At 73.7% G+C, this 20,179-nt stretch carries 18 protein-coding genes, 1 pseudogene and 1 riboswitch; of the genes and pseudogenes, 14 read left to right on the forward strand and 5 right to left on the reverse strand.

Annotated features, from left to right (window positions below; genetic code table 11):
* Positions 1 to 48: 48 nt before the first annotated feature.
* Positions 49 to 1,314: an ABC transporter substrate-binding protein gene (locus tag I6A60_RS30315; protein ID WP_203022684.1), complete on the reverse strand. Its 1,266-nt coding sequence runs from the start codon at positions 1,312 to 1,314 to the stop codon at positions 49 to 51.
* Positions 1,315 to 1,705: 391 nt separating this feature from the next.
* On the opposite strand from I6A60_RS30315, the gene I6A60_RS30320 reads away from it, so the two are divergent.
* The 4 genes from I6A60_RS30320 to I6A60_RS30335 all read left to right on the forward strand — a co-directional run bounded on the left by I6A60_RS30320 (position 1,706) and on the right by I6A60_RS30335 (position 6,576).
* Positions 1,706 to 2,650: an expansin EXLX1 family cellulose-binding protein gene (locus I6A60_RS30320; RefSeq protein WP_203022685.1), complete on the forward strand. Its 945-nt coding sequence runs from the start codon at positions 1,706 to 1,708 to the stop codon at positions 2,648 to 2,650.
* 236 nt (positions 2,651 to 2,886) lie between these two features.
* Entirely contained in the window at positions 2,887 to 4,356 is a 1,470-nt protein-coding gene (locus I6A60_RS30325) for an aldehyde dehydrogenase (RefSeq protein WP_203022686.1), read from the forward strand.
* A gap of 97 nt (positions 4,357 to 4,453) precedes the next feature.
* Entirely contained in the window at positions 4,454 to 5,830 is a 1,377-nt protein-coding gene (locus I6A60_RS30330) for an NADP-dependent succinic semialdehyde dehydrogenase (protein ID WP_203022687.1), read from the forward strand.
* A gap of 56 nt (positions 5,831 to 5,886) precedes the next feature.
* Complete coding sequence (locus I6A60_RS30335) at positions 5,887 to 6,576, forward strand: response regulator transcription factor (protein WP_203022688.1); 690 nt, start codon at positions 5,887 to 5,889, stop codon at positions 6,574 to 6,576.
* Here I6A60_RS30335 and I6A60_RS30340 read toward each other — a convergent pair.
* From I6A60_RS30340 to I6A60_RS30350, 3 genes are all read right to left on the reverse strand, one after another.
* On the reverse strand, positions 6,551 to 7,951 hold the full coding sequence (locus I6A60_RS30340) for a cell wall metabolism sensor histidine kinase WalK (RefSeq protein ID WP_203022701.1): 1,401 nt from the start codon (positions 7,949 to 7,951) through the stop codon (positions 6,551 to 6,553). The genes I6A60_RS30335 and I6A60_RS30340 overlap by 26 nt on opposite strands.
* 61 nt (positions 7,952 to 8,012) lie before the next feature.
* Positions 8,013 to 8,690 carry a DedA family protein gene (locus tag I6A60_RS30345; RefSeq protein ID WP_203022689.1) on the reverse strand — a complete coding sequence of 226 codons (678 nt, stop codon included), beginning with the start codon at positions 8,688 to 8,690 and terminating at the stop codon, positions 8,013 to 8,015.
* Between the two features lie 67 nt (positions 8,691 to 8,757).
* Positions 8,758 to 9,594: an undecaprenyl-diphosphate phosphatase gene (locus I6A60_RS30350; RefSeq protein ID WP_203022690.1), complete on the reverse strand. Its 837-nt coding sequence runs from the start codon at positions 9,592 to 9,594 to the stop codon at positions 8,758 to 8,760.
* A gap of 129 nt (positions 9,595 to 9,723) precedes the next feature.
* On the opposite strand from I6A60_RS30350, the gene I6A60_RS30355 reads away from it, so the two are divergent.
* Entirely contained in the window at positions 9,724 to 10,419 is a 696-nt protein-coding gene (locus I6A60_RS30355; protein WP_203022691.1) for a response regulator transcription factor, read from the forward strand.
* Between the two features lie 9 nt (positions 10,420 to 10,428).
* On the opposite strand, the gene I6A60_RS30360 is transcribed toward I6A60_RS30355, so the two are convergent.
* On the reverse strand, positions 10,429 to 11,826 hold the full coding sequence (locus I6A60_RS30360) for a HAMP domain-containing sensor histidine kinase (protein WP_203022692.1): 1,398 nt from the start codon (positions 11,824 to 11,826) through the stop codon (positions 10,429 to 10,431).
* A gap of 93 nt (positions 11,827 to 11,919) precedes the next feature.
* Here I6A60_RS30360 and I6A60_RS30365 point away from each other — a divergent pair, with 93 nt between their 5' ends.
* The 9 genes and pseudogenes from I6A60_RS30365 to I6A60_RS30405 all read left to right on the forward strand — a co-directional run.
* Positions 11,920 to 12,558, forward strand: coding sequence for a hypothetical protein (locus tag I6A60_RS30365; RefSeq protein WP_203022693.1), 639 nt, complete (start codon positions 11,920 to 11,922; stop codon positions 12,556 to 12,558).
* Between the two features lie 13 nt (positions 12,559 to 12,571).
* Complete coding sequence (locus I6A60_RS30370; RefSeq protein ID WP_203022694.1) at positions 12,572 to 13,276, forward strand: ABC transporter ATP-binding protein; 705 nt, start codon at positions 12,572 to 12,574, stop codon at positions 13,274 to 13,276.
* Positions 13,263 to 14,012, forward strand: coding sequence for an ABC transporter ATP-binding protein (locus I6A60_RS30375; RefSeq protein ID WP_203022695.1), 750 nt, complete (start codon positions 13,263 to 13,265; stop codon positions 14,010 to 14,012). Before I6A60_RS30370 ends, I6A60_RS30375 begins: the two co-directional genes overlap by 14 nt.
* On the forward strand, positions 14,009 to 16,669 hold the full coding sequence (locus I6A60_RS30380; RefSeq protein WP_203042492.1) for an ABC transporter permease: 2,661 nt from the start codon (positions 14,009 to 14,011) through the stop codon (positions 16,667 to 16,669). The genes I6A60_RS30375 and I6A60_RS30380 overlap by 4 nt, the downstream gene beginning before the upstream one ends.
* Positions 16,670 to 16,695: 26 nt before the next feature.
* On the forward strand, positions 16,696 to 17,295 hold the full coding sequence (locus I6A60_RS30385; RefSeq protein WP_203022697.1) for a hypothetical protein: 600 nt from the start codon (positions 16,696 to 16,698) through the stop codon (positions 17,293 to 17,295).
* Positions 17,296 to 17,365: 70 nt separating this feature from the next.
* A riboswitch (cobalamin riboswitch) is annotated at positions 17,366 to 17,523 on the forward strand.
* Positions 17,524 to 17,555: 32 nt separating this feature from the next.
* Complete coding sequence (locus I6A60_RS30390) at positions 17,556 to 17,774, forward strand: CbtB domain-containing protein (protein ID WP_203022698.1); 219 nt, start codon at positions 17,556 to 17,558, stop codon at positions 17,772 to 17,774.
* 15 nt (positions 17,775 to 17,789) lie between these two features.
* Positions 17,790 to 18,662 (forward strand): CbtA family protein, encoded by an 873-nt coding sequence (locus I6A60_RS30395; protein WP_203022699.1) that lies wholly within the window; start codon positions 17,790 to 17,792, stop codon positions 18,660 to 18,662.
* A gap of 206 nt (positions 18,663 to 18,868) precedes the next feature.
* Entirely contained in the window at positions 18,869 to 19,723 is an 855-nt protein-coding gene (locus I6A60_RS30400; RefSeq protein ID WP_203022700.1) for a glycosyltransferase, read from the forward strand.
* Between the two features lie 85 nt (positions 19,724 to 19,808).
* Positions 19,809 to 20,179, forward strand: a pseudogene (locus I6A60_RS30405) (hypothetical protein); the annotation flags it as partial.

A 20,179-nucleotide genomic window follows, 5' to 3' on the forward strand; every position in this document is an offset into this window, starting at 1 on the left:
TACCCCTCTGGCCAGGCGGCGAACCCGACCCGCCGGCCGGGCGCGCCGCTACTGCAGCACGCTGCCGCACCAGTAGCCGTCGCGGGCGACCGCGGCGGGCGGCGGCACGGGGACGAAGGTGCGGCCGGCGGGGTCGACGCTGATGAAGTTCTGGCACAGCTCCGGCTGCTTCGGCTGGGCGAGGTCGACGGGCGAGATCATCCCGTTGGCCGAGTAGGCCGTCACCCTGCGCAGGCTCGTGATGAAGGACTGGCGGGTGGGGCAGGCCCCCGCGAGCCGCAGCCCCTCGATCATCTCGTCGGCGGCCACGTAGCCGCCGATGGCGAGCTCGTCCGACGGGTCCTCCACCTCGGGGGCGTAGGTGTTCATCGCGCTCTCGTAGGCGTTTCTCGCCGGGGAGCCCTTCGCGGCGACCGGGGAGGTTACCGACATCCCGGCCATGTCGGTGCCGCGCTGGGCGAGCAGGGCCGTGCTGATCCCGCTGGAGTTCAGGGCCACGTTCAGCTTGACCCCGAGCTTTTTCGCCTCCGCGTAGATGTCGATGAAGGGGCCGGACTGGGCGGCCCCGACCAGCGTGTCCGCGCCGGACTTCTTCAGCTGGTCGGCGACGCGGGCGGCGTTGGTGATTCCCTCGGTGAAGGTGACGGCGCCGACGACCTGGATTCCCCGGCTTTCCAGGCTGGGCACCAGCTGCGCCGCGAGGCTGCTGGACGTAGGCACGTTCGGGTCGATGACGAGCAGGGCCCGCTTGCCGCCCTGCGCCTTCACGAAGTCCCCGAAGACCGTGGTCCCGCCCTTGTTGAACAGGCTGCCGGAGTGAAAGAGGTTGGGGTGGTCGCTCCAGGCCGCGCTGGTGGCGGTCCCGGTCACCGGTACGTCCTGGTCGGCGAGCCAGCCGGCCGAGTCGTCGAGCACGATCGTGTTGGCGATCAGGCCGAAGACCTTCTTGTTGTCGACGAAGTCGTGCGCGACCAGTGCGAAGGTCCGCGGGTCGGACCGGTCGTCGCCCCAGTCCAGGTCGAGCTGGCGGCCATACACGCCGCCCGCGCGGTTCTGGGCGTCGATGCGGGCCGCCGCGCCGCTACGGGCGGCCTTGAAGACGTTGGCGATCTCGGCCGGTCCGGTGTCGGGAAAGATGAACCCGAGCTTGACGGAGTTCGCGGTGACCCCTGGCGTCCCCGTCGAGCAGGTGTTCGTCTGCGTCGAGGCGGAGCCGGGTAACACCCCGCAGCCGGTGAGTGCCGCGGGTAATCCGACCACCATGGCCGCGATGATCGCGGTGGTCCGGATGGTGGAACCGCCTGAGATCCGCATGTGCCGCCTCCAGAGGGAAGATCCGTCCGAGGGTCATGACTCGGATCCGCGTCGCCGGGCATCGCTGGTTGCCCGCGGCGGACCCGCGCCCGAGGACCGGGTGTCACCCTGAAGGCCCTCCAGATCATGCCTGGTCATCGTGTGTCCCGCCACTAAATCGCGCTGCGCACGGGGTCGGGTGGTAATGGGTGATTTGTTCCCGCGGCGAGGGTGGCGGCGCTGCCGTCGACGCCCCGGCGGCCTGGCCGCAGGTCACCGACAGGTCGATCCGCGCCCAACGTTTCGCCATGGATTGCCAGGTTTGCGCCCTGCCGGACAGCCGGCGATCCACACCGGTTAGCGTCGGGTGACGAGTGGTAGTGCCGCGCCGTACCGGCCAGGAGGGTGCTCTGTGTCCCTGACCTGGCTTCGCCGCGCCGCGAACGGCCGTATGACGCTGGCCGCGGCCACCCTCACGGTCGCCGTCCTGGCCCTCGCGGGCTGCGGCTCGCCGGCTGGCGAGGGCACGGTCGACCCAGCCCCGACCGTGGCTGCCGCCGCCTTCCCGACCCGGTTCGCGGTCGTGGACGCGTTGGCCTCGACCACCCCGCCCGCGGCGAGCCCCACCACCGCGACGCCGACCCCGGCGGCGAGCCCGACCGCTCCGCCGCCGACCCCGTCGCTGGCCCCGCCCAGCGCCGCCCCGACCACCAGCAGTCCCGCGGCGCCTCGCGCGCCGGTGGCCGCGGGCCGGATCCGGCCCGGCGTCGTCTACTCCGGCCGGGCCACCGAGCACGACGCGGGCAGCGGCGACGGCAACTGCCTGCTCGGCGACAGCGACTCCGCCATGCAGGTGGTCGCGATGAACGAGGTGGACTACGACAACGCCCGCTCCTGCGGCGCCTACCTCCAGGTGACGGGGCCGGGCGGCACCACGGTCGTGAAGGTCGTCGACCGGTGCCCGGAGTGCCCCGTCGGCGCCCTCGACCTCAGCCAGCAGGCGTTCGACCGGATCGCGGGCGGGGCCCAGGGCGGGCTCGACAAGGTCACCTGGCGGCTGGTGAGCCCCGGCGACATCGGCCCGCTCCAGTTCCAGGTCAAGAAGGAGTCCTCCCAGTGGTGGGTCTCCCTCCAGGTCCGTAACCACCGCAACCCGGTGGTGTCCCTGGAGATCCAGCGGGGCGGGCAGTGGGTCGCCGTGGCGCGCCAGATGTACAACTACTTCGAGTCCGAGGGCTTCGGCGCTGGCCCCTTCACGGTGCGGGTCACCGACCTGTACGGCCAGCAGATCGTCAGCACGGTGAACCTGACGCCCGGCGCGGTCCAGACGACCAGCACCCAGTTCGCCCAGCACTGACACCGCCACCCGCGTCGCGGCGCGGCTGCCGCCCGTTCGAACCGCCGATCATCATCGGCCTGGTTCGCGCCTCTTCTTGCCCCCTAAGTGAGTAGACGCTCATTGCCGGTGGCCGGTCGGCGCGAGACTTAACAGCGGCAGGGGCTGAAAGGCGTGGTTGCGACGTTCTGGGTTGGTAGCGAGCGTTCGCTCCGGATGCTACGGTCCGCCGGGGGAGAACCTGCCAGGGAGGCGACGTGTCGGACCAGCTGATGTACCGGCGGACGTTCTACATCGACGGCGTGTGGACGGAGCCGGCGAGCCCGGAGCCGTTCACGGTGATCTCGCCGTCGACCGAGGAGCCCGTCGGCGCGGTTCCGCTGGCCACGACGGCCGACCTGGACCGCGCGGTCGCCGCGGCCCGGACCGCGTTCGAGGACGGGCCGTGGCCTCGGATGAGCCCGGCCGAGCGGGCCGACGTGCTCGACCGGGTGGCCGCCGCGCTGCGCAAGCACTCCGATGACATCGCCCGGATCACCGTCGACGAGATGGGCTGCGCGATCAGCCAGGCACCGCAGGCCCAGACCGGCCTGGTCGCCCCCGTCTTCGAGTACTACGCCGAGCTGATCAGAAGCTACGAGTTCGAGCGCCTCGTCCGCGTCGACGCCCGGGGCGGCCTGGTCACCTCGGAGCCCGTCGGCGTGGTCGCCGCCATCGTGCCGTGGAACGCGCCGGTCACCCTGGCCGCCTGGAAGGTCGCCCCGGCGCTCGCCGCCGGCTGCACCGTCGTCCTCAAGCCGCCGCCCGAGGCCCCGCTGTCCAACTACGTCCTCGCCGAGGCCTGCGCCGAGGCCGGTGTCCCGCCCGGCGTGGTCAACGTCGTGCCGGGCGGCCGGGAGGTCGGCGAGCACCTCGTCACGCACCCGGGCGTCGACAAGGTCGCCTTCACCGGCTCGACCGGCGCCGGCATGCGGATCATGAGCCTGTGCGGCGAGCAGGTGAAGCGGGTCTCGCTGGAGCTCGGCGGCAAGTCGGCCTCGATCCTGCTGGACGACGCGGACCTGGCCACGGTCATCCCGGCCGTCGTGAAGGGCGGCATGCACCTGTCCGGCCAGGTCTGCGGTGCCCACACCCGGGTGCTGGTGCCCAGGTCGCGCTACGCCGAGGCACTGGCCGCGGCCGGTGCGACGGCCGAGGCCATCCCGGTGGGCGACCCGCACGACCCGGCGGTCGTCGTCGGCCCGCTGGTCGCCGAGCGGCAGCGGACCCGGGTCGAGGGCTACATCCAGGGCGCGGCCGCCGACGGTGCCCGGGTGGTGGCCGGCGGCGGGCGTCCCGCCGACCTGCCGAAGGGCTGGTACGTCGCGCCGACGATCCTCGGCGACGTCGACAACGGGATGCGGGTCGCCCGCGAGGAGATCTTCGGCCCGGTGCTGAGCTTCATCGCGTACGGCGACGTCGACGAGGCGGTGCGGATCGCGAACGACTCGCAGTACGGCCTGTCCGGCGGCGTGTGGACCGGCGACCCGGCCCGCGGCCTCGCCGTCGCGAAGCGGGTCCGGACCGGCAGCATCGCGATCAACGGTGCCTACCCGCCGTTCCCGCTGGTGCCGTTCGGCGGCTTCAAGCAGTCTGGGCTGGGCCGGGAGCTGGGCCCGGAGGGGCTGGCGAGCTTCCTGGAGATCCGCAGCATCGGCCTGCCGCCCGCCCTGCTCGCGGACGGCTAGGCCGCCGATCGCGCCTCGAACGACCCGCTCCACCTTGCTTTGTCGTGAACCCCCCGGGTAGTGGACGCCGCATCTAGGCCGTCAAGGAGTGAGTGGCATGGCGATCCAAAGCATCAACCCAGCGACCGGCGCCGTCCTGAAGACCTTCGACCCGCTCGGCCCGGACGAGATCGAGGCCAAGCTGGCCCGGGCGGCGACGACGTTCGCGAGCTACCGGCGCACGACGTTCGCCGAGCGTGCCGGCAAGCTGCGCGCGGCGGCCGACCTGCTCGACGCAGAGCGGCGCGACATCGCCGTCACGATGACGAGCGAGATGGGCAAGACGGTCGCCTCGGCGGCGGCCGAGGCCGCCAAGTGCGCCAAGGCGATGCGCTTCTACGCCGAGCACGCCGAGGGGTTCCTCGCCGACGAGCCGCTGGAGGACCCGTCGGTGGTCGGCGCCCGCCGGGCGTTCGCCCGCTACCAGCCGATCGGCGCGGTGCTCGCCGTGATGCCGTGGAACTTCCCGCTCTGGCAGGTCACCCGTTTCGCCGCGCCCGCGCTGATGGCCGGGAACGTCGGCCTGCTCAAGCACTCGTCCAACGTGCCGCAGTGCGCGCTCTACCTGGAGGACCTGTTCACCCGGGCCGGCTTCCCGGTGGGCGCCTTCCAGACCCTGCTGATCAGCGCGCGGCAGGTCGAGGCGGTGCTGCGTGACCCGCGGGTCGCCGCGGCCACCGTCACGGGCAGCGAGCCCGCCGGCCAGTCGGTCGCGGCGATCTGCGGCGACGAGATCAAGAAGACCGTGCTGGAGCTCGGCGGCAGCGACGCGTTCGTCGTCATGCCGTCCGCTGACCTGGAGAAGGCGGCCTCGGTCGCCGTGACGGCCCGCTGCCAGAACAACGGCCAGTCCTGCATCGCCGCCAAGCGGTTCATCGTCCACGACGCCGTCTACGACGAGTTCGCCGGCCTGTTCGCCGCGAAGATGGCCGCGTTGAGGGTCGGCGACCCGCTGGCGGACGGCACCGACATCGGACCGATCGCCACCGAGCAGGGCCGGACCGACCTGGAGGAGCTGCTCGCCGACGCCGTCGCGAAGGGCGCGACCGTGCTCTGCGGCGGCACGGCGCCGGACGGGCCGGGCTGGTTCTTCCCCCCGACGGTCGTCGCCGACGTCACCCCCGCCATGCGGCTGTACCTGGAGGAGACGTTCGGGCCGGTCGCGACCCTCTACCGGGCGGCCGACCTCGACGGGGCCGTCGAGATCGCCAACGCGACCTCGTTCGGGCTCAGCTCGAACGCGTGGACCACCGACCCGGCCGAGCAGGAGCTGTTCGCGAACGAGCTCGTCGCCGGCGCGGTCTTCATCAACGGCATGACGACCTCGTACCCGGAGCTGCCGTTCGGCGGGGTGCGGCGGTCCGGCTACGGGCGCGAGCTGGGCGCGGTCGGCATCCGGGAGTTCTGCAACCAGAAGACCGTCTGGATGGGCTGACCCCACCCGACCGGCTCGCCGCCGGGGCCCCACGCGGCGGGCCCTATCGTGACGTCATGCGGGTGCTGGTGGTCGAGGACGAGCCGCGCACGGCCGCGCTGCTGCGGCGCGGGCTGGCCGAGGAGGGTTTCGCCGTCGACGTCGTGGCGGACGGCGGCGAAGCGGTCTGGCAGGCCAGCGAGATCACCTACGACGTGATCGTTCTCGACCTGATGCTGCCGGTGCTCGACGGGTTCGAGGTCTGCCGGCGCCTGCGGGCGGCCGAGCGCTGGGCGCCCGTGCTCATGCTCTCGGCCCGCGGCGACGTCGTCGACCGGGTGCGCGGCCTCGACGTCGGAGCCGACGACTACCTGGCGAAACCGTTCAGCTTCGACGAGCTGTCGGCCCGGCTGCGGGCGCTGATCCGGCGCGGCGCGCAGGAACGGCCGGTCGTGCTGGACATCGACGGGCTGCGCCTGGACCCGACGGTCCGGGCCGCGAGCCGGGACGGCGTCGAGCTGGACCTGTCCCCGAAGGAGTTCGCCCTCCTGGAGTACCTGATGCGCCATCCCGGGCAGGTCCTCAGCCGCACGACCATCCTCGACCACGTGTGGGACCTGGCGTACGACCGGAACTCCAACGTGGTCGACCAGTACGTCGCCTACCTGCGCCGCAAGATCGACAAGCCGTTCGGCCTTGCGCAGCTGGAGACCGTCCGTGGTGCCGGCTACCGGCTGCGGGTCAGCGCCGATGCGGGGGAGGACTGACCGCGGGCAGCGCCAGGGTGACCACCGCGCCGCCCTCAGGATGGTTCGCCGCGGTGGCCCGGCCGTCGTGGGCCGCCGCGACCGCGGCCACGATGGCGAGCCCGAGGCCCGCGCCGCCGTCGGCGCGGCCGCGAGCCGCGTCGGCGCGGGCGAACCGTTCGAACGCCTGGGGCAGGAACTCCTGGGGGAACCCGGGCCCGTGGTCGCGGACCGTGATCGTCACGACGGGCCCGTCGAGCCCGGCGGCCGGGCCGCCCTGCCCCCGCTCGGCGGTGACCTCGATCGGGTTACCGGGCGCCGTGTACCGCAAAGCGTTGCTGAGCAGGTTGTCGACGGCCTGACGGACGCGGTCCGGGTCGGCGTCGAGGTCGACGGAGCCCTCGACGTCCAGCCGGATCTCGGCGCCGGCCGCCCGCGCGGCGGGCATCGCGGAGGCGACCGCCCGTTCGAGCAGCGGGGCGAGCGGCATCCGCTCGCGGTGAATGAGCTGGCCGGGATCGGAATCGAAGCGGGCGAGGACCAGCAGGGCCTCGGACAGCCGGATCAGCCGGTCCGTCTCGACGGCGGCGCAGGTGAGCGCCTCTTCCAGGTCGGCGCGGCTGCGGCCGGGCCGCGAGGCGAGCTCCAGCTCCGCTTTGAGGTTGGTCAGCGGGGTGCGCAGCTCGTGTCCGGCGTCCGCAACGAAGGCCCGGTCGTGGGCGCGGGCGACGTGCAGGCGGTCGAGCAGGTCGTTCATCGTGGTGGCGAGCGCGGCCAGCTCGTCGCGGGTCGGCGGGATCTCCAGGCGGCCGCCGAGATCGGCGACGCCCATCGCGGCGGCCTGTCCCCGCATCCGTTCGACGGGCCGCAGCGCGGCGCCCGCGAGCCACCACGCCGCCAGCGCCGACAGCGCGACCAGCGGCACGCAGGCGAAGAACATCACGTCGCGGATGCGGTCCTCCGCGTCGTCGAGGCTCTCGGGGGAGGCGCCGACGACGAGCACCAGCCGGCTGCCGTCCGCCGCGTCGACGGGCTCCGCGAGGACCCTCGTCTTCGCCCCCCGCACCTCGACCGTGACCAGTACCCGTCTGGTCCGCGCCGCCTCGACGACACCCGCGCCCGCGAGCGGCCGGGTCGCGGTGGCGGGCGACACGGCGAGCACGTGCCCGTTCGCGTCGACGAGCTGGGCCAGCGGGCTGGCCGCCGCCAACGCGTCGTCGGGCGACGTGCTCCCGACGACCCGGGCGCGCAGCGCCTCCGCCCGCGTCGCGAGGATCGCGTCCAGGGAGTGCGACAGGCTGGCCCGCAGCTGCAGGTAGAACAGGAAGCCGACCCCGACCAGGACCAGTGCCGTGCCGAGGCCGAACAGCGCCGTCAGCCGGATCCGAAGCGACATCCCCACCGGCTCTCAGTCCGTCCCGCGGCCGCGCCCGTTCGTCACCCGCCTGGCTCGCACCTTAGGAGCCTTCCGGGTCCCCGGCCCGCCCGACCGAGCTGTGCCGGCCGCCGGCGCCGCGCCGCTTCGCGAACTCGCGCAGAACCGGGATCGCGGAGAGCAGGACGATGAGCAGGGTGACCGGAATGATGTACCGGTCGATCGGGATGGCCCGGCCGAGGGCGTAGCCGAGCAGCGTGACGCCCAGCGACCACACCAGACCGCCGATGACGTTGTAGACCAGGAAGGTGCGCGCCGGCACGCCGACGACGCCGGCCACCGGGTTCATGAAGGTGCGCACGATCGGGACGAACCGGGCCAGGATGATCGACTTTCCGTACCCGTAGCGCTCGAGGAACTCCTGGGCCCGAAGGACGTTCTCCTGCTTGAACAGCCGGGAGTTCGGCCGGTTGAACAGCCGCGGGCCGGTCCGGCGGCCGATGAGGTAGCCGACCTGGGCGCCGAGAATCGCCGCGACCGCGACTCCGGCGAGGACGGCGCCGAGCTGGAAGTGCGGCTGGTCCCCGGTCGCGGCGGTCGCGCTGTAGGCGCCGGCGAGGAACAGCAGCGAGTCGCCGGGCAGGAAGAAGCCGATCAGCAGGCCGGTCTCGGCGAAGACCACCAGGATCAGCCCGGTCAGGCCGAAGGTGGCGGTGAGCGAGGCGGGATCGAGGACGTTGACCGCGAGCGACGCGGACATCAGGTTCCTTTCGGATGGGACGGTGGCAGGATGCGTGCCGCGTTCGGGCCCGGCCCGGACGCAGCCGTCAGGCGTTCAGCGTTCCGGTGGCGAGCAGCCCGAACAGGAGCAGGCCGACGACGACGCGGTAGGCGACGAACGCGCCGAACGTGTGGCCGGCGACGAACCTGAGCAGCCAGGCGATCGAGCCGTAGGCGACCGCGAACGAGACGACCGTGCCGATCGCGAGCGCGGGCAGGGAGACGGCGCCGCTCGCGGCGTCCTTGAGCTCGTACAGCCCGGCGCCGGTCAGTGCCGGGATCGAGAGGAAGAACGACAGCCGGGTGGCCGCGACCCGGTCGAGGTCACGGAACAGGGCGGTCGAGATCGTGGCGCCGGACCGCGAGAAGCCCGGGAACAGCAGCGCGAGGATCTGCGACGATCCGACGATCATCGCGTCGGGCAGTGTGATGTCGCCTTCGCTGCGCTTGTGTCGCCCGAACCGGTCCGCCGCCCACATGTAGGCGCTTCCGGCCAGCAGCGAGCCGGCCACGACCCACAGCGACCCGAGCGGTCCCTTGATCAGCGACTTCGCCGCGAGGCCGACGACGACGACCGGGATCGTCGCGAGGATGACCCACCAGGTGAACGAGTAGTCCGGGTCGCGCCGGGCGTCGGGGTGGCGCAGGCCACGCCCCCAGGCGAGCGCGAACCGGCGGATGTCGCGAAAGAAGTACACGAGCACCGCGAGGATGGCCCCGGCCTGGATCACCGCGGTGAAGCCGACCACCGCGGTGTCGTCGACGGGAATCCCCATCAGGCCCTCGGTGATCTTCAGATGGCCCGTCGAGGACACCGGCAGAAACTCCGTCAGCCCCTCGACGACGCCGAGGACGACTGCCTGTCCGGCACTGATCGCGCTCACCTGGTCGGTTCCTCCCGTGATCCGGTCGTCAGCCCGCACGGCCGGGTGGGCCCGGCGGGATAGACCGGAACCTAAGGAGCGTTCGATGTGAGGATCGTGTGAGCAGCGCGGAGCGGGAGAGGCGGCGCGGTGGCGGAGCTGTTGGTGGTCGAGGACGACGAGACCATCGGCCACGCGCTGGAGGCGTCGCTGCGGTCCCATCGCCACGCGGTCACACTGGCGACGACGGGCGCCGACGCCGTCGCCGCCGGCGAGCGGGCCTCGTTCGACCTGGTGCTGCTGGATCTCGGCCTTCCGGACCGGGACGGGTTCGAGGTCTGCCGCGACCTGCGGTCCCGGCTCCCCGGCACGGTGATCGTGATCCTCACCGCCCGTGACGAGGAGATCGACGTCGTCGTCGGCCTGGAGGCGGGGGCCGACGACTACCTGGTGAAACCGTTCCGGTCCGCCGAGCTCGCGGCACGCATCCGGGCCCACCTGCGGCGCGGCGACGCCCCGGCCGCGGCCGTGGGACAGCTCGTCGTCGGCGGGCTGCGGGTCGACGGCGCGGCTCGGCGTGCCTGGCTCGCGGAGGTGGAGATCGCCCTTCGCGCGCGGGAGTTCGACCTGCTGGCCCGGCTCGCGTCGGAGCCGGGCCGGGTGCTGACCCGCGACGTGCTGATGCGCGACGTGTGGGACGAGCACTGGTTCGGCTCGACGAAGACGCTCGACGTCCACGTGTCCGCGCTGCGGGCCAAGCTCGCCGCTGCGGCGGACCAGGCCCTGGCCGTCGCCCCGGAGATCGTGACGGTACGCGGCCGGGGCTACCGCCTCGGCTCGGCGTAGGCGGCCCGCTCAGCGCCCGCGGTCGTCCCCGGCCATGACCCCCCGGTCGTCCCCGGCCATGAACAGCGTGAAGGTCGGCGGGGCGCGCCGGGTGACGGTCAGGCGCGAGCCTTCGGCGAGCGCGAGGCTGCGGGCCAGGGCGAGCCCGATGCCGGTCCCCGCCGCGCGCGTCGAGCGCCGGCGGAACAGGTCGGCGTAGTCGCCGGTCAGCTCCAGGCCCTCGTCGCTCACCTCCAGCGCCACGGTGTCCGCGATCTCGCGCAGCCGGACGGTGACAGTGCCGCGGCCATGGGCGCTGGCGTTGTCGAGCAGGACCTCGGTGATCTGGCGGGCGCAGGCGTGCGACATCCGCGGCCGGGCCGGGTCCGGCGGCGCGAGCAGCCGAAGCTGCCGGCCGCGCGCGGCGAGCGGGCCGTGCCAGCGCTCCCGGATCTCCGCCATGAGGCGGGCCAGGTCGACAGGGTCGCCGCCCTGCCCGGTGTCGCGCGCGAGCGTCACCAGGTCGCCGATGGTGGCGTCCAGCCGGTCCGCGGCGGCCAGCGCGGTCGCGACGGCGGCGTCCCGGGCGGCCGGGTCCGTGCTCGCTGTCTCCAGGGCCAGACGCAGCCCGGTCAGCGGGGTGCGCAGCTGGTGGGACAGGTCGGCGGCGAAGGCGCGCTCGCGGTCGAGCAGGGTGCCGAGGCGCCGAGCGGTCTTGTTCAGCGACGCGGCGAGCGAGTCGATCTCGGCGATCTCGCTGCCCGCCGCGTGGACGCTGAAGTCGCCGTCCCCGAGGCGGTCGGCCGCGGTGCGCAGCGTCTCCACCGGTGTGGTGAGGCGTCGTGACAGGCGGCGCGCCAGGAACCAGGCCGCGCCGAGCGCCGCCGCCGCGAGACCGGCCATCGCGGCCCAGGCCAGCCCGATGTGCTGGTAGGTCTCGGCCCGGTCGGCGGTGGCGACGAGCGCCCCGGCGACGGAGTCCCCGTCGCTGACCGGCACCGCGACGCCGTAGCGCCCGTCCAGCGTCGCGGCGGCGACCCGCCCGCCGAGCGCGGCGTGCACGATCGACGGCGGCCGGGCCGGGCCGACGCCCCGCACCCGGGCCCCGCCGGCGTCGTAGACGACGATCCGCAGGTCGGGATCGACCGCGAAGGCGGGCGCGGGACGCGCGGTCAGGTCTCCGGAGACGGCGACGGCCGCCGTCTCCGCCGCCCGCAACAGCTCGGTGTGCTCGGCGTCGACGAAGTAGCGGGCGACCGCGATGGCCAGCGGGATCGCGAACAGGGCGATGGCCACGGCTGCCGACTGCACGGCCAGCGCTACCACGCGTGCGCGCATCCGCACCTCCCCTGGGGGCAGCTCGACCAGCGGTGTCGACGCTACGGCCAGCCTGGCGCCCGCGGCGCGCACATCCGGATCGTTTGCCATCCGCTTGCCTTCGGCGAGCAGTCCCCTGTCCCGGTCGTGCCTAGCGTCAGCGGCCACACCACGGGCGACCAGGGAAAGGGGCTCCGGATGGCGATGGCGCCTTCAGTTCGGGCAAGGACCGCGGCGGCGCTGGCGCTGGTAGCGCTGGCGGCCGCGGCCTGCGGGTCCACACCGGCCGCGTCGAGCGGGCCGGCCGCTCCGACAGTGACGGGAGCCGCCTCCGCGCCGGCGGTTTCGACGCCGACCGGCCCGGCGACGGAGTCGAACCCGGCCGGCGACATCCCCGACTCGCAGGCGTTCGTCACCTACGCCCCGGCCGGCGGTCCGTACGGCGTCGAGGTCCCCGAAGGCTGGGCCCGTACCGCCTCGGCGGGCGGCGTGACGTTCTCCGACAAGTACAACCGGATCGTCATCGCCGTCAGCAAGGCGGCGCCGACCGACCCGGTCGCGTATGCCCGCTCGACCGAGCTGCCAGCCGTTCGCGCCGCGAGCGTCGGCTTCGCGCAGGAGAAGGTCAGCTCGGTCAAACGCACCGCCGGCGACGCCTTTCTGATCACCTACCGCGCCGTCTCGCCGCCGAACCCGGTGACGGGCAAGGTCGCGGTCGAGGACGTCGAACGCTACGAGTTCTTCCGCGGCGGAACCGAGGTAGCCCTGACCCTCGCGGCGCCGGTCGGGTCGGACAACGTCGATCCCTGGCGCCGTGTCACCGACTCGTTCCGCTGGCGCTGAGGGCGGCCTCGCCGTGGACACCGCAACCGTCGCGGGCGCCGAACCGGACCAGCCCGCGCTCGCGGCCCGCTCGCTTTACCGCTTCTTCCGAGCCGGAGACGAGGAGACGCTGGCCCTGCGGGGCGTGTCCCTCGCCGTCGCACCCGGGGAGATCCTGGCCGTCGCCGGACCGTCCGGGTCCGGGAAGTCGACCCTGCTCGCGTGCCTGGCGGGCACCGACGAACCCGACGGCGGCACGGTCCTCGTCGGGGGCCAGCGCCTGAGCCACCGCCTCGAGGCCGACCGCACCCGGCTGCGGGCGCGCCTGATCGGTTTGCTGTTCCAGAGCTCCAACCTGCTGGCCCACCTCACGGTCGCGCAGAACGTCCAGCTGGCCCGCCGGCTCGCCCGCGGCGCGGGGCGCACGCCGACCGAGGACCTGCTCGGCCAGCTCGGTATCGGCCGGCGGGCCCGCGCGTACCCGGCGCAGCTGTCCGGCGGCGAGCTGGCCCGCGCGGGGCTCGCGGTCGCGCTCGCGAACGACCCGGTCGTCCTGCTCGCCGACGAGCCGACTGGCGAGCTAGACCTGGCCACCGAACGGGACGTGCTCGCGCTGCTGCGGGCCCGTGCCCGCAGCGGGATCGCCGTCGTCATCGCCAGCCACAGCCCGGCCGTCGCCGCCGCGGCCGACCGGGTCCTCACCCTCACCGACGGAAGGCTTGCCCGTGAGACGTCGTAACGTGCCCGCCCAGACTCAGGTGGACCAGAGGCTCGACGAGGCCGCGCTCGACGGGGCTCCGCTCGTGGACTGCCGCGATCTGGCCTGCACCTTCGGCACGGGCGAGGCCGCCGTCGTGGCCGTGCACGGCGTGAGCCTCCAGGTCTGTCCCGGCGACCAGATCGGCGTGACCGGGCCGTCGGGCTCCGGCAAGTCCACGCTCCTGCACCTGCTGGGCGGCCTGCGGTCCGCCACCGCCGGGACGGTCAGCTGGCCCGGCCTCGGCGGCCACCCGCTCGGCGTACCCGGGCGGATCGGCTTCATCTTCCAGGGGCCGAGCCTGGTGCCGTCGCTCGACGTCTTGGAGAACGTCACGCTGCCACTGCTGATGGCCGACGCCGACCCCGCCGAAGCGAGCCACCGAGCCCGCGCGGCTTTGGACGCCGTCGGCGTCGGGACGCTGGCCGCGCGGGTGCCGGACGAGCTGTCGGGCGGACAGGCGCAGCGCGTCGCGGTCGCCCGCGCGCTGGTCTGCCAGCCCCGGCTGCTGCTCGCCGACGAGCCGACCGGGCAGCTGGACCACGCCGCCGCCGACGTCGTCATGACCAGCCTGCTGGACGCCCGGGCCCGGCTCGGCGCGGCGCTGGTCGTCTCCACCCACGACCCGCTGATCGCCGATCGGCTGTCCGGGCGGTGGGTCATGCGCGACGGCGCGGTCGCCGGCGCGTCGAGCCCGGCCGAGCGGGTGGCCCGATGATCCGGCTCTGGCTGCTCGGCTCCGTGCGCCGCCGGGCCGGCCGGCTCACCGCCGCCGGACTCGGCGTCGCGATCGCGGTCGCGCTGCTGGCCTCGCTCGGCGCCTTCCTCGCGCACGCGAAGGCGACGATGACCTCCCGGGCGATCCACGGCGTCGCCGTCGACTGGCAGGTCCAGGTCCAGCCCGGCGCCGACCCCGCCAAGGTCGGCCAGCTGCTGCGCGACACCCCGGCCGTGGCCGCCTCCGTGCGCGTCGGGATCGCCACGACGAGCGGCCTGTCGGCCGAGACCGCGGGCAGCACCCAGACGACCGGGCCCGGGGTCGTGCTCGGCCTCGACCCGGCCTACCCGCGGACCTTCCCGGGCGAGCTGCGCCTGCTGACGGGAACGCTGAACGGGCCGCTGCTAGCCCAGCAGACCGCGGCGAACCTGCATGCCGGGCCCGGTGACGTCGTGACCGTCGGCTGGACCGGGCTGCCCCCGGTCCAGGCGCGGATCGCGGGCGTGGTCGAGCTCCCGCTGGCCGACTCGCTGTTCCAGGTGGTGGGCGCCCCGGCGACGGCGCAGCGGACCGCCCCGCCGGACAACGTCCTGTTGCTCCCGAGCGCGTCCTGGCAGTCGAGCTTCGAGGCGCTGCGGGCGGCCCGCCCGGACCTGGTGACGACGCAGTTCCACGTCGCCACCACCCGGGCGCTGCCCGCCGACCCGGCCGCGGCCTACACCGCCGCGACCGGCGCGGCGAACAACTTCCTCGCCCACGCCGCCGGCACGGCCGCCGTCGGTGACAACCTCGCGGCCACCCTCGACGCGGCCCGCCAGGACGCCGCCTACGCGCAGGTGCTGTTCCTGTTCCTCGGGCTGCCCGGCGCGATTCTCGCGGCGCTGCTCACCGCCGTCCTCGCGACGGCCGGCCGGGACCGCCGCCGTCTCGAACAGGCACTGCTGCGCGCCCGCGGCGCGACGACCGGCCAGCTGACCCGGCTCGCCGCGGTCGAGGCCGGAGTGGTCGCGGGCTTGGGCGCCGTCGTCGGCCTCGCCACCGCCGCCGCGGTCGGAGCGGGCGCGTTCGGCACGGCCCGGTTCGGCGCGACCACCGGCACCGCCGTCGCCTGGGGTGCCGCCGCGGCCGTCACGGGCCTGCTCATCGCGATCCTCACCGTTCTGGTGCCGGCTTGGCGCGACCTGCGCGCCGTGACCGTCGCGTCGGCCCGCCGGAGCGTGACGGCACCGCGCTATCCGCTCTGGGCTCGGTACGGCGTCGACGCCTTGGCGCTGGCCGTCGCCGGGCTGGTGTTCTCGGCGAGCGGGCGCAACGGGTACCAGCTGGTCGTCGCCCCCGAGGGCGTCCCGATGCTGTCGGTCTCCTACTGGGCGTTCGCCGGCCCCGCGTTGCTCTGGCTCGGCGCCGGCCTGCTCGTGTGGCGCGCCGGTGACCTGCTGCTCGGCCGCGGCCGTCGCCTCGTCGCCGCCGGGCTGGGACCGTTCACCGGCCGCCTCCATACGACCATCGCCAGCGGGATGTCGCGCCAGCGAAGGCCCCTGGCACTGGCGATCGTCCTGCTGACGTTGGCGCTCTCCTTCGCGGGATCGACCGCGGTCTTCAACGCCACGTACCGCCAGCAGGCCGAGGCGGACGCCCAGCTGACCAACGGCGCCGACGTCACCGCCGTCCCGGCGCCCGGCACCACGCTGCCCGCCGGTCTCGCCGGCCGGATCTCGGCCATCCCCGGCGTACGCGCGGTGGAACCAGTCCAGCACCGGTTCGCCTACGTCGGACCGGATCTCCAGGACCTCTACGGCGTGCGGCCGGGCACCATCCGGCACGCGACCGCGCTGCGGGACTCCTACTTCAGCGGGGGTACGGCCGCCGGTCTGACCCACCTGCTGGCCGCCCAGCCGGACGCGATCCTCGTCTCGGCCGAGACCGTCCGGGACTACCAGCTCGCACCGGGAGACGCGCTGACCCTGCGGCTGCTCTCGAGTGGCTCCGGCCAGCGGGTCCCGGTCCGGTTCCGCTTCGTCGGCGTCGTCAGCGAGTTCCCCATGGCCCCGAAGGACAGCTTCTTCGTCGCCAACGCCGACTACGTCGCCCGCCAGACCGGCGACGCCGCCACCGGCGCGTTCCTGATCGACACCGGCGGCCGGAACGCCAGCGCGGTTGCCAGGGCTGTCGCGTCGCTGGCCGGCCCGTCCGCCACCGTCACGGACATCACGACCGTCCGCCACAGCGTCGGGTCCAGCCTCACGTCCGTCGACCTCGCCGGACTCACCCGGGTCGAGCTGGCCTTCGCCCTCGTCCTCGCCACGGCCGCCGGCGGCCTGGCCTTCGGGCTCGGGCTGAGCGAACGACGCCGTACGTTCGCCGTCATCACCGCGCTCGGAGCCCGGCCCCGCCACCTGCGCGCGATGATCCTCAGCGAGGCCGCCGCCGTCTCCCTCGTCGGGGTCCTCGCCGGGGCCGCCGCCGGCACCGGCCTGTCGTTCATGCTGGTCAAGGTGCTCACCGGGGTCTTCGACCCGCCGCCGTCGGCGCTCGCCGTCCCCTGGGCCTACCTGCTCGCCACGGCCGCCACCGCCGTCGTCGCGCTCTTCGGCGTCGCCGCCGGCGCGAGCCACCTCGCCAGACGCCCCGCCATGACCCTGCTCCATGACCTGTGAGGCGCGGGCACGCCTATCGTGGCCGGGTGACTCCGGGGGAGCGGCGGACGCTGGAGGCCGTGCGGGCCGAGCTCGCGCGGCTGGTCCGCTACGACGACGAGTCGCTCGTCCACGAGACCTGGATCCGGCAGCGGTACGAGGGCGGGTTCGCCGGGACCTACGCGCCCGCGCGATCCGAGGCGGTGACGACGGCCTGGCACGAGGCCGGCCACGCGGTCGCGGCGCTCGCCGTCGCCGCGCGGTTCAGCTCGGCGTCGATCCGCGCCGGCGCGCGCAGCTACGGGCGGGTGCACTCGATCGCCGGCGGCGGCCCGGACGGGTTCGTGATCGCCGCCGGGGGACGGGTCGCGGAGGGCCTGCGACGCTGGACGCTGCCGTCGTCCGACGCCGAGGTCCTGGCGTTCCTGAAGACCTGGCGCGACGACGGGGGCGACGCCCGGCGGTTCCGGGCCGGCCTGGGCGCGACCCGGTTCGCCGGCGACGAGCTGAGCGCCTGGCGGCACTGCGTGGACCGGCTGACACCGTTGCGGCCAGGCGTCCGGACGCTGGCGCGCGGCCTGCTCGTCTGGCCCCGTCACCTGCCCTACGCGGTGGCCGCGGCGCTCGCCGCTCCGCTGCCCGCCTGACACCGGCGGCCGGCCGGCCGCGGCCGTGCGCGCACTCTTGGCGGTTTCGCGCTGGTGTGAGCTGATCGGCAGAACGTTGACAGTTTCTGGTACGCCCCGCACACTGCGAACGCGATCTGTAGGTGGAAGCCGGTGTAAGTCCGGCGCGGTCGCGCCACTGTGACCGAGCCTTCCGCCCGTCCGGGTGGTGGCTTGGGAGTCAGACACACCTGCGGTCGAGTCCGATTGTTCAGGGACGCGTGATCCCGAAGGGGGCTACCGTGAGCACTGCTGCGCCCGGCACCGAGGCGTATGGCCAGTCGATTTCCTCACCGATCACGGCGCGAGCGCTGTGGCTGGGGGGAGTCCTGATTCTCTCGCTGCTGCTGTACTACTTCATTGGCGTCGACCAGGGCGCGACGTCGCTGTTTGGTGCCGACCGCCACATCCACGAGTTCGTTCACGACTCGCGGCACTTCCTCGGCTTCCCCTGCCACTGAGCGGCGGGAGCCACGATGGAATCACGTTTCATTTACCGTGCGCTGGGCGTCGGCGTCCTGGGTGGGCTGTTGGCGTTCGTGTTCGCGCGGATCTTCGCCGAGCCGTTCATCCAGGACGCCATTGACTACGAGTCGGGCCGGGACGCCGCGCAGGAGGCGCTCGACAAGGCCGCGGGCGTGACGGTCGGCACGGCGGACCCGGAGATCTTCAGCCGGGGGATCCAGCGCAACCTTGGTATCGCCACCGGGATGGTCCTGTTCGGGCTGGCGATGGGTGGCCTTTTCGTCGTGGCCTACCTGATGCTGTCGCGTCGTTTCCCGGGGCTTCGGCCGCGGGTGCTCGCCGCTCTTGTCGCGGCCGCCGGTTTCGTCGGCGTGTACCTGGTGCCGTTCGTGAAGTACCCGGCCAACCCGCCGGCGATCGGCCATTCGGAGACCATCAGTGACCGCAGCGCGGTCTATCTGGCGATGGTCGGCATCTCTGTCGTCGCGCTCATTCTCGCGGTGGTGGCCGGATACCGGCTGGCCGGCCGTTTCGGCACCTGGAACGCCAGCCTGCTCGCGGCGCTCGGGTTCGTCGTGGTCATCTCGGTGGCGATGGCACTGCTGCCGGCGCTGGGGCATTTCCCGGTGAACGAGGCCCAGTACGGCAAGCACGCGACGGAGACCCCCCAGCCGCTGCTCGGACCGGACGGGAAGATCGTCTATCCGGGCTTCCCGGCGGACGTCCTGTTCAAGTTCCGGCTGTACTCGATCATCGCTCAGATGATCATGTGGTCGACGCTCGGCCTCGCGTTCGGCGCGCTGGCCGAACGGCTCACGGGCAAGGTACGGGCCCCGGCCACGGCCCGCCCGGCGGCCGTGGTCACGCCCTCACCGGCCTCCTGACCGTCCCTCAGACGCTCCGCTTCTGAGGCGCGCCGCGTCATTGAGGCGCCGCGTCCCTCAGGCACTGAGGAAATCAGGCACGCTGTCACTCAGGCAACCCCGTCCGAGCCCGGTGGGTCGTGGAAACGCGACCTGCCGGGCTCGCGTCGCCTCGCGGATGGCCCCCTGTTTCCATCCGGCCCGCCCTTTGAGGTAGCACTTGGTTGGTGCAGCCTCTCTCGGTCGTCATCGTTCACCGTAACCAGCCGGAGCGACTCGTCGACACCATCGACGCGTTCCGCGCGCAGGACCTTCCTGTCGCGATCACGATCGTCGACAACGGATCCACCGTCGTGCCGCCGGTCGAGGCCGCCGACGTGGCCGTCGTGCTGACCGGGGGCAACCTCGGGTTCGGGCCGGGGGCCAACATCGGCTACCGCAAGTTCCTCGCCGACCCTGACGCGGGCGAATGGGTGGTGCTCGCGCCGCACGACGCGCTGCCCGAGCCCACCTGCCTGAGCCACATGCTGCGGGTGCTCGCCGACCAGCCGCGGGCCGGGCTGGCCTGCGCCGACGTCGGCGACGGGACGACGCCCGTCGTGGACCCCTACTTCGGCGGGATCCTCGTGCCGGCGAGCGTCGACGCGGGATGGGAGCGGGTCGGCCACCCGCACGGCACGCTGATGCTCGCGCGGCGTGCCTGCCTCGACGAGGTCGGGATCTTCGACGAGCGCTACTTCGCCTACTGCGAGGAGGCCGACCTGGCGCTGCGGGCGCGGGACGCCGGCTGGGAGTCCGGCCTCGTCCGGGGCGCGATGGTCAAGAACGCCTACGTCGGCTCGACCGCCGCGGTCATCGACTACCTGCAGCTGCGCAACACCCTGCTGCTGGTGCGGGAGCACTCCGGGCGCTACCACGTGTTCATCCGCTTCTGCATAGCGCTGCTCGACCTCGCCACGGGCGCCGTCCTGCCGGCCCGGCGCGGGCCGTACTGGAACGTCAGAGCGAGGCTGCGGGCGCTCGCCGACTTCCTGCGCGGCCGCTACGGACCGCCGCCGCCGGACCTGCTCGCCCAACGCTGATCTTGTCCGCCGCCCGCCCCGCCCACGGAGATGGCGGACTGGCATCTGGCTGTGTCGTGGCCCGCGCCGGCGCCATGATGGCCTGATGGCGGCTGGCGAGAAGGCAGGCGCGTCGGTGCGGCCGGCGCTGACGGGCGAACAGGCCGGGCGGTGGGAGACGGTGCTGAGCACGCTCGTCGGCCTGCTGCCGGCCGGTGGCGTCCGGGTGCTGGTCGACGGCGTCGAGGACGACGGCCTGACCGGCGTGGTCGCGGACGGGCTCGCCGAGGGCCTGCGCCAGGCCGGGCGGGACTGCCACCGGCTGGCGGGTGACGAGCGCTCCGGCGCCGGGCCGGCCGCGCTGATCGCGGACGCCGCCGCGTCAGCCGGGGACCCCACGGCCGGATGGGACGTCGTCATCCGGCTGCGCAGCAGGTACGTGCCCCCCCGGCCCGCCCGGGGGGGGGGGGGCGGAGC

The organism is Frankia sp. AgB1.9, assembly GCF_016786355.1.
Classification (GTDB): Bacteria; Actinomycetota; Actinomycetes; order Frankiales; family Frankiaceae; genus Pseudofrankia.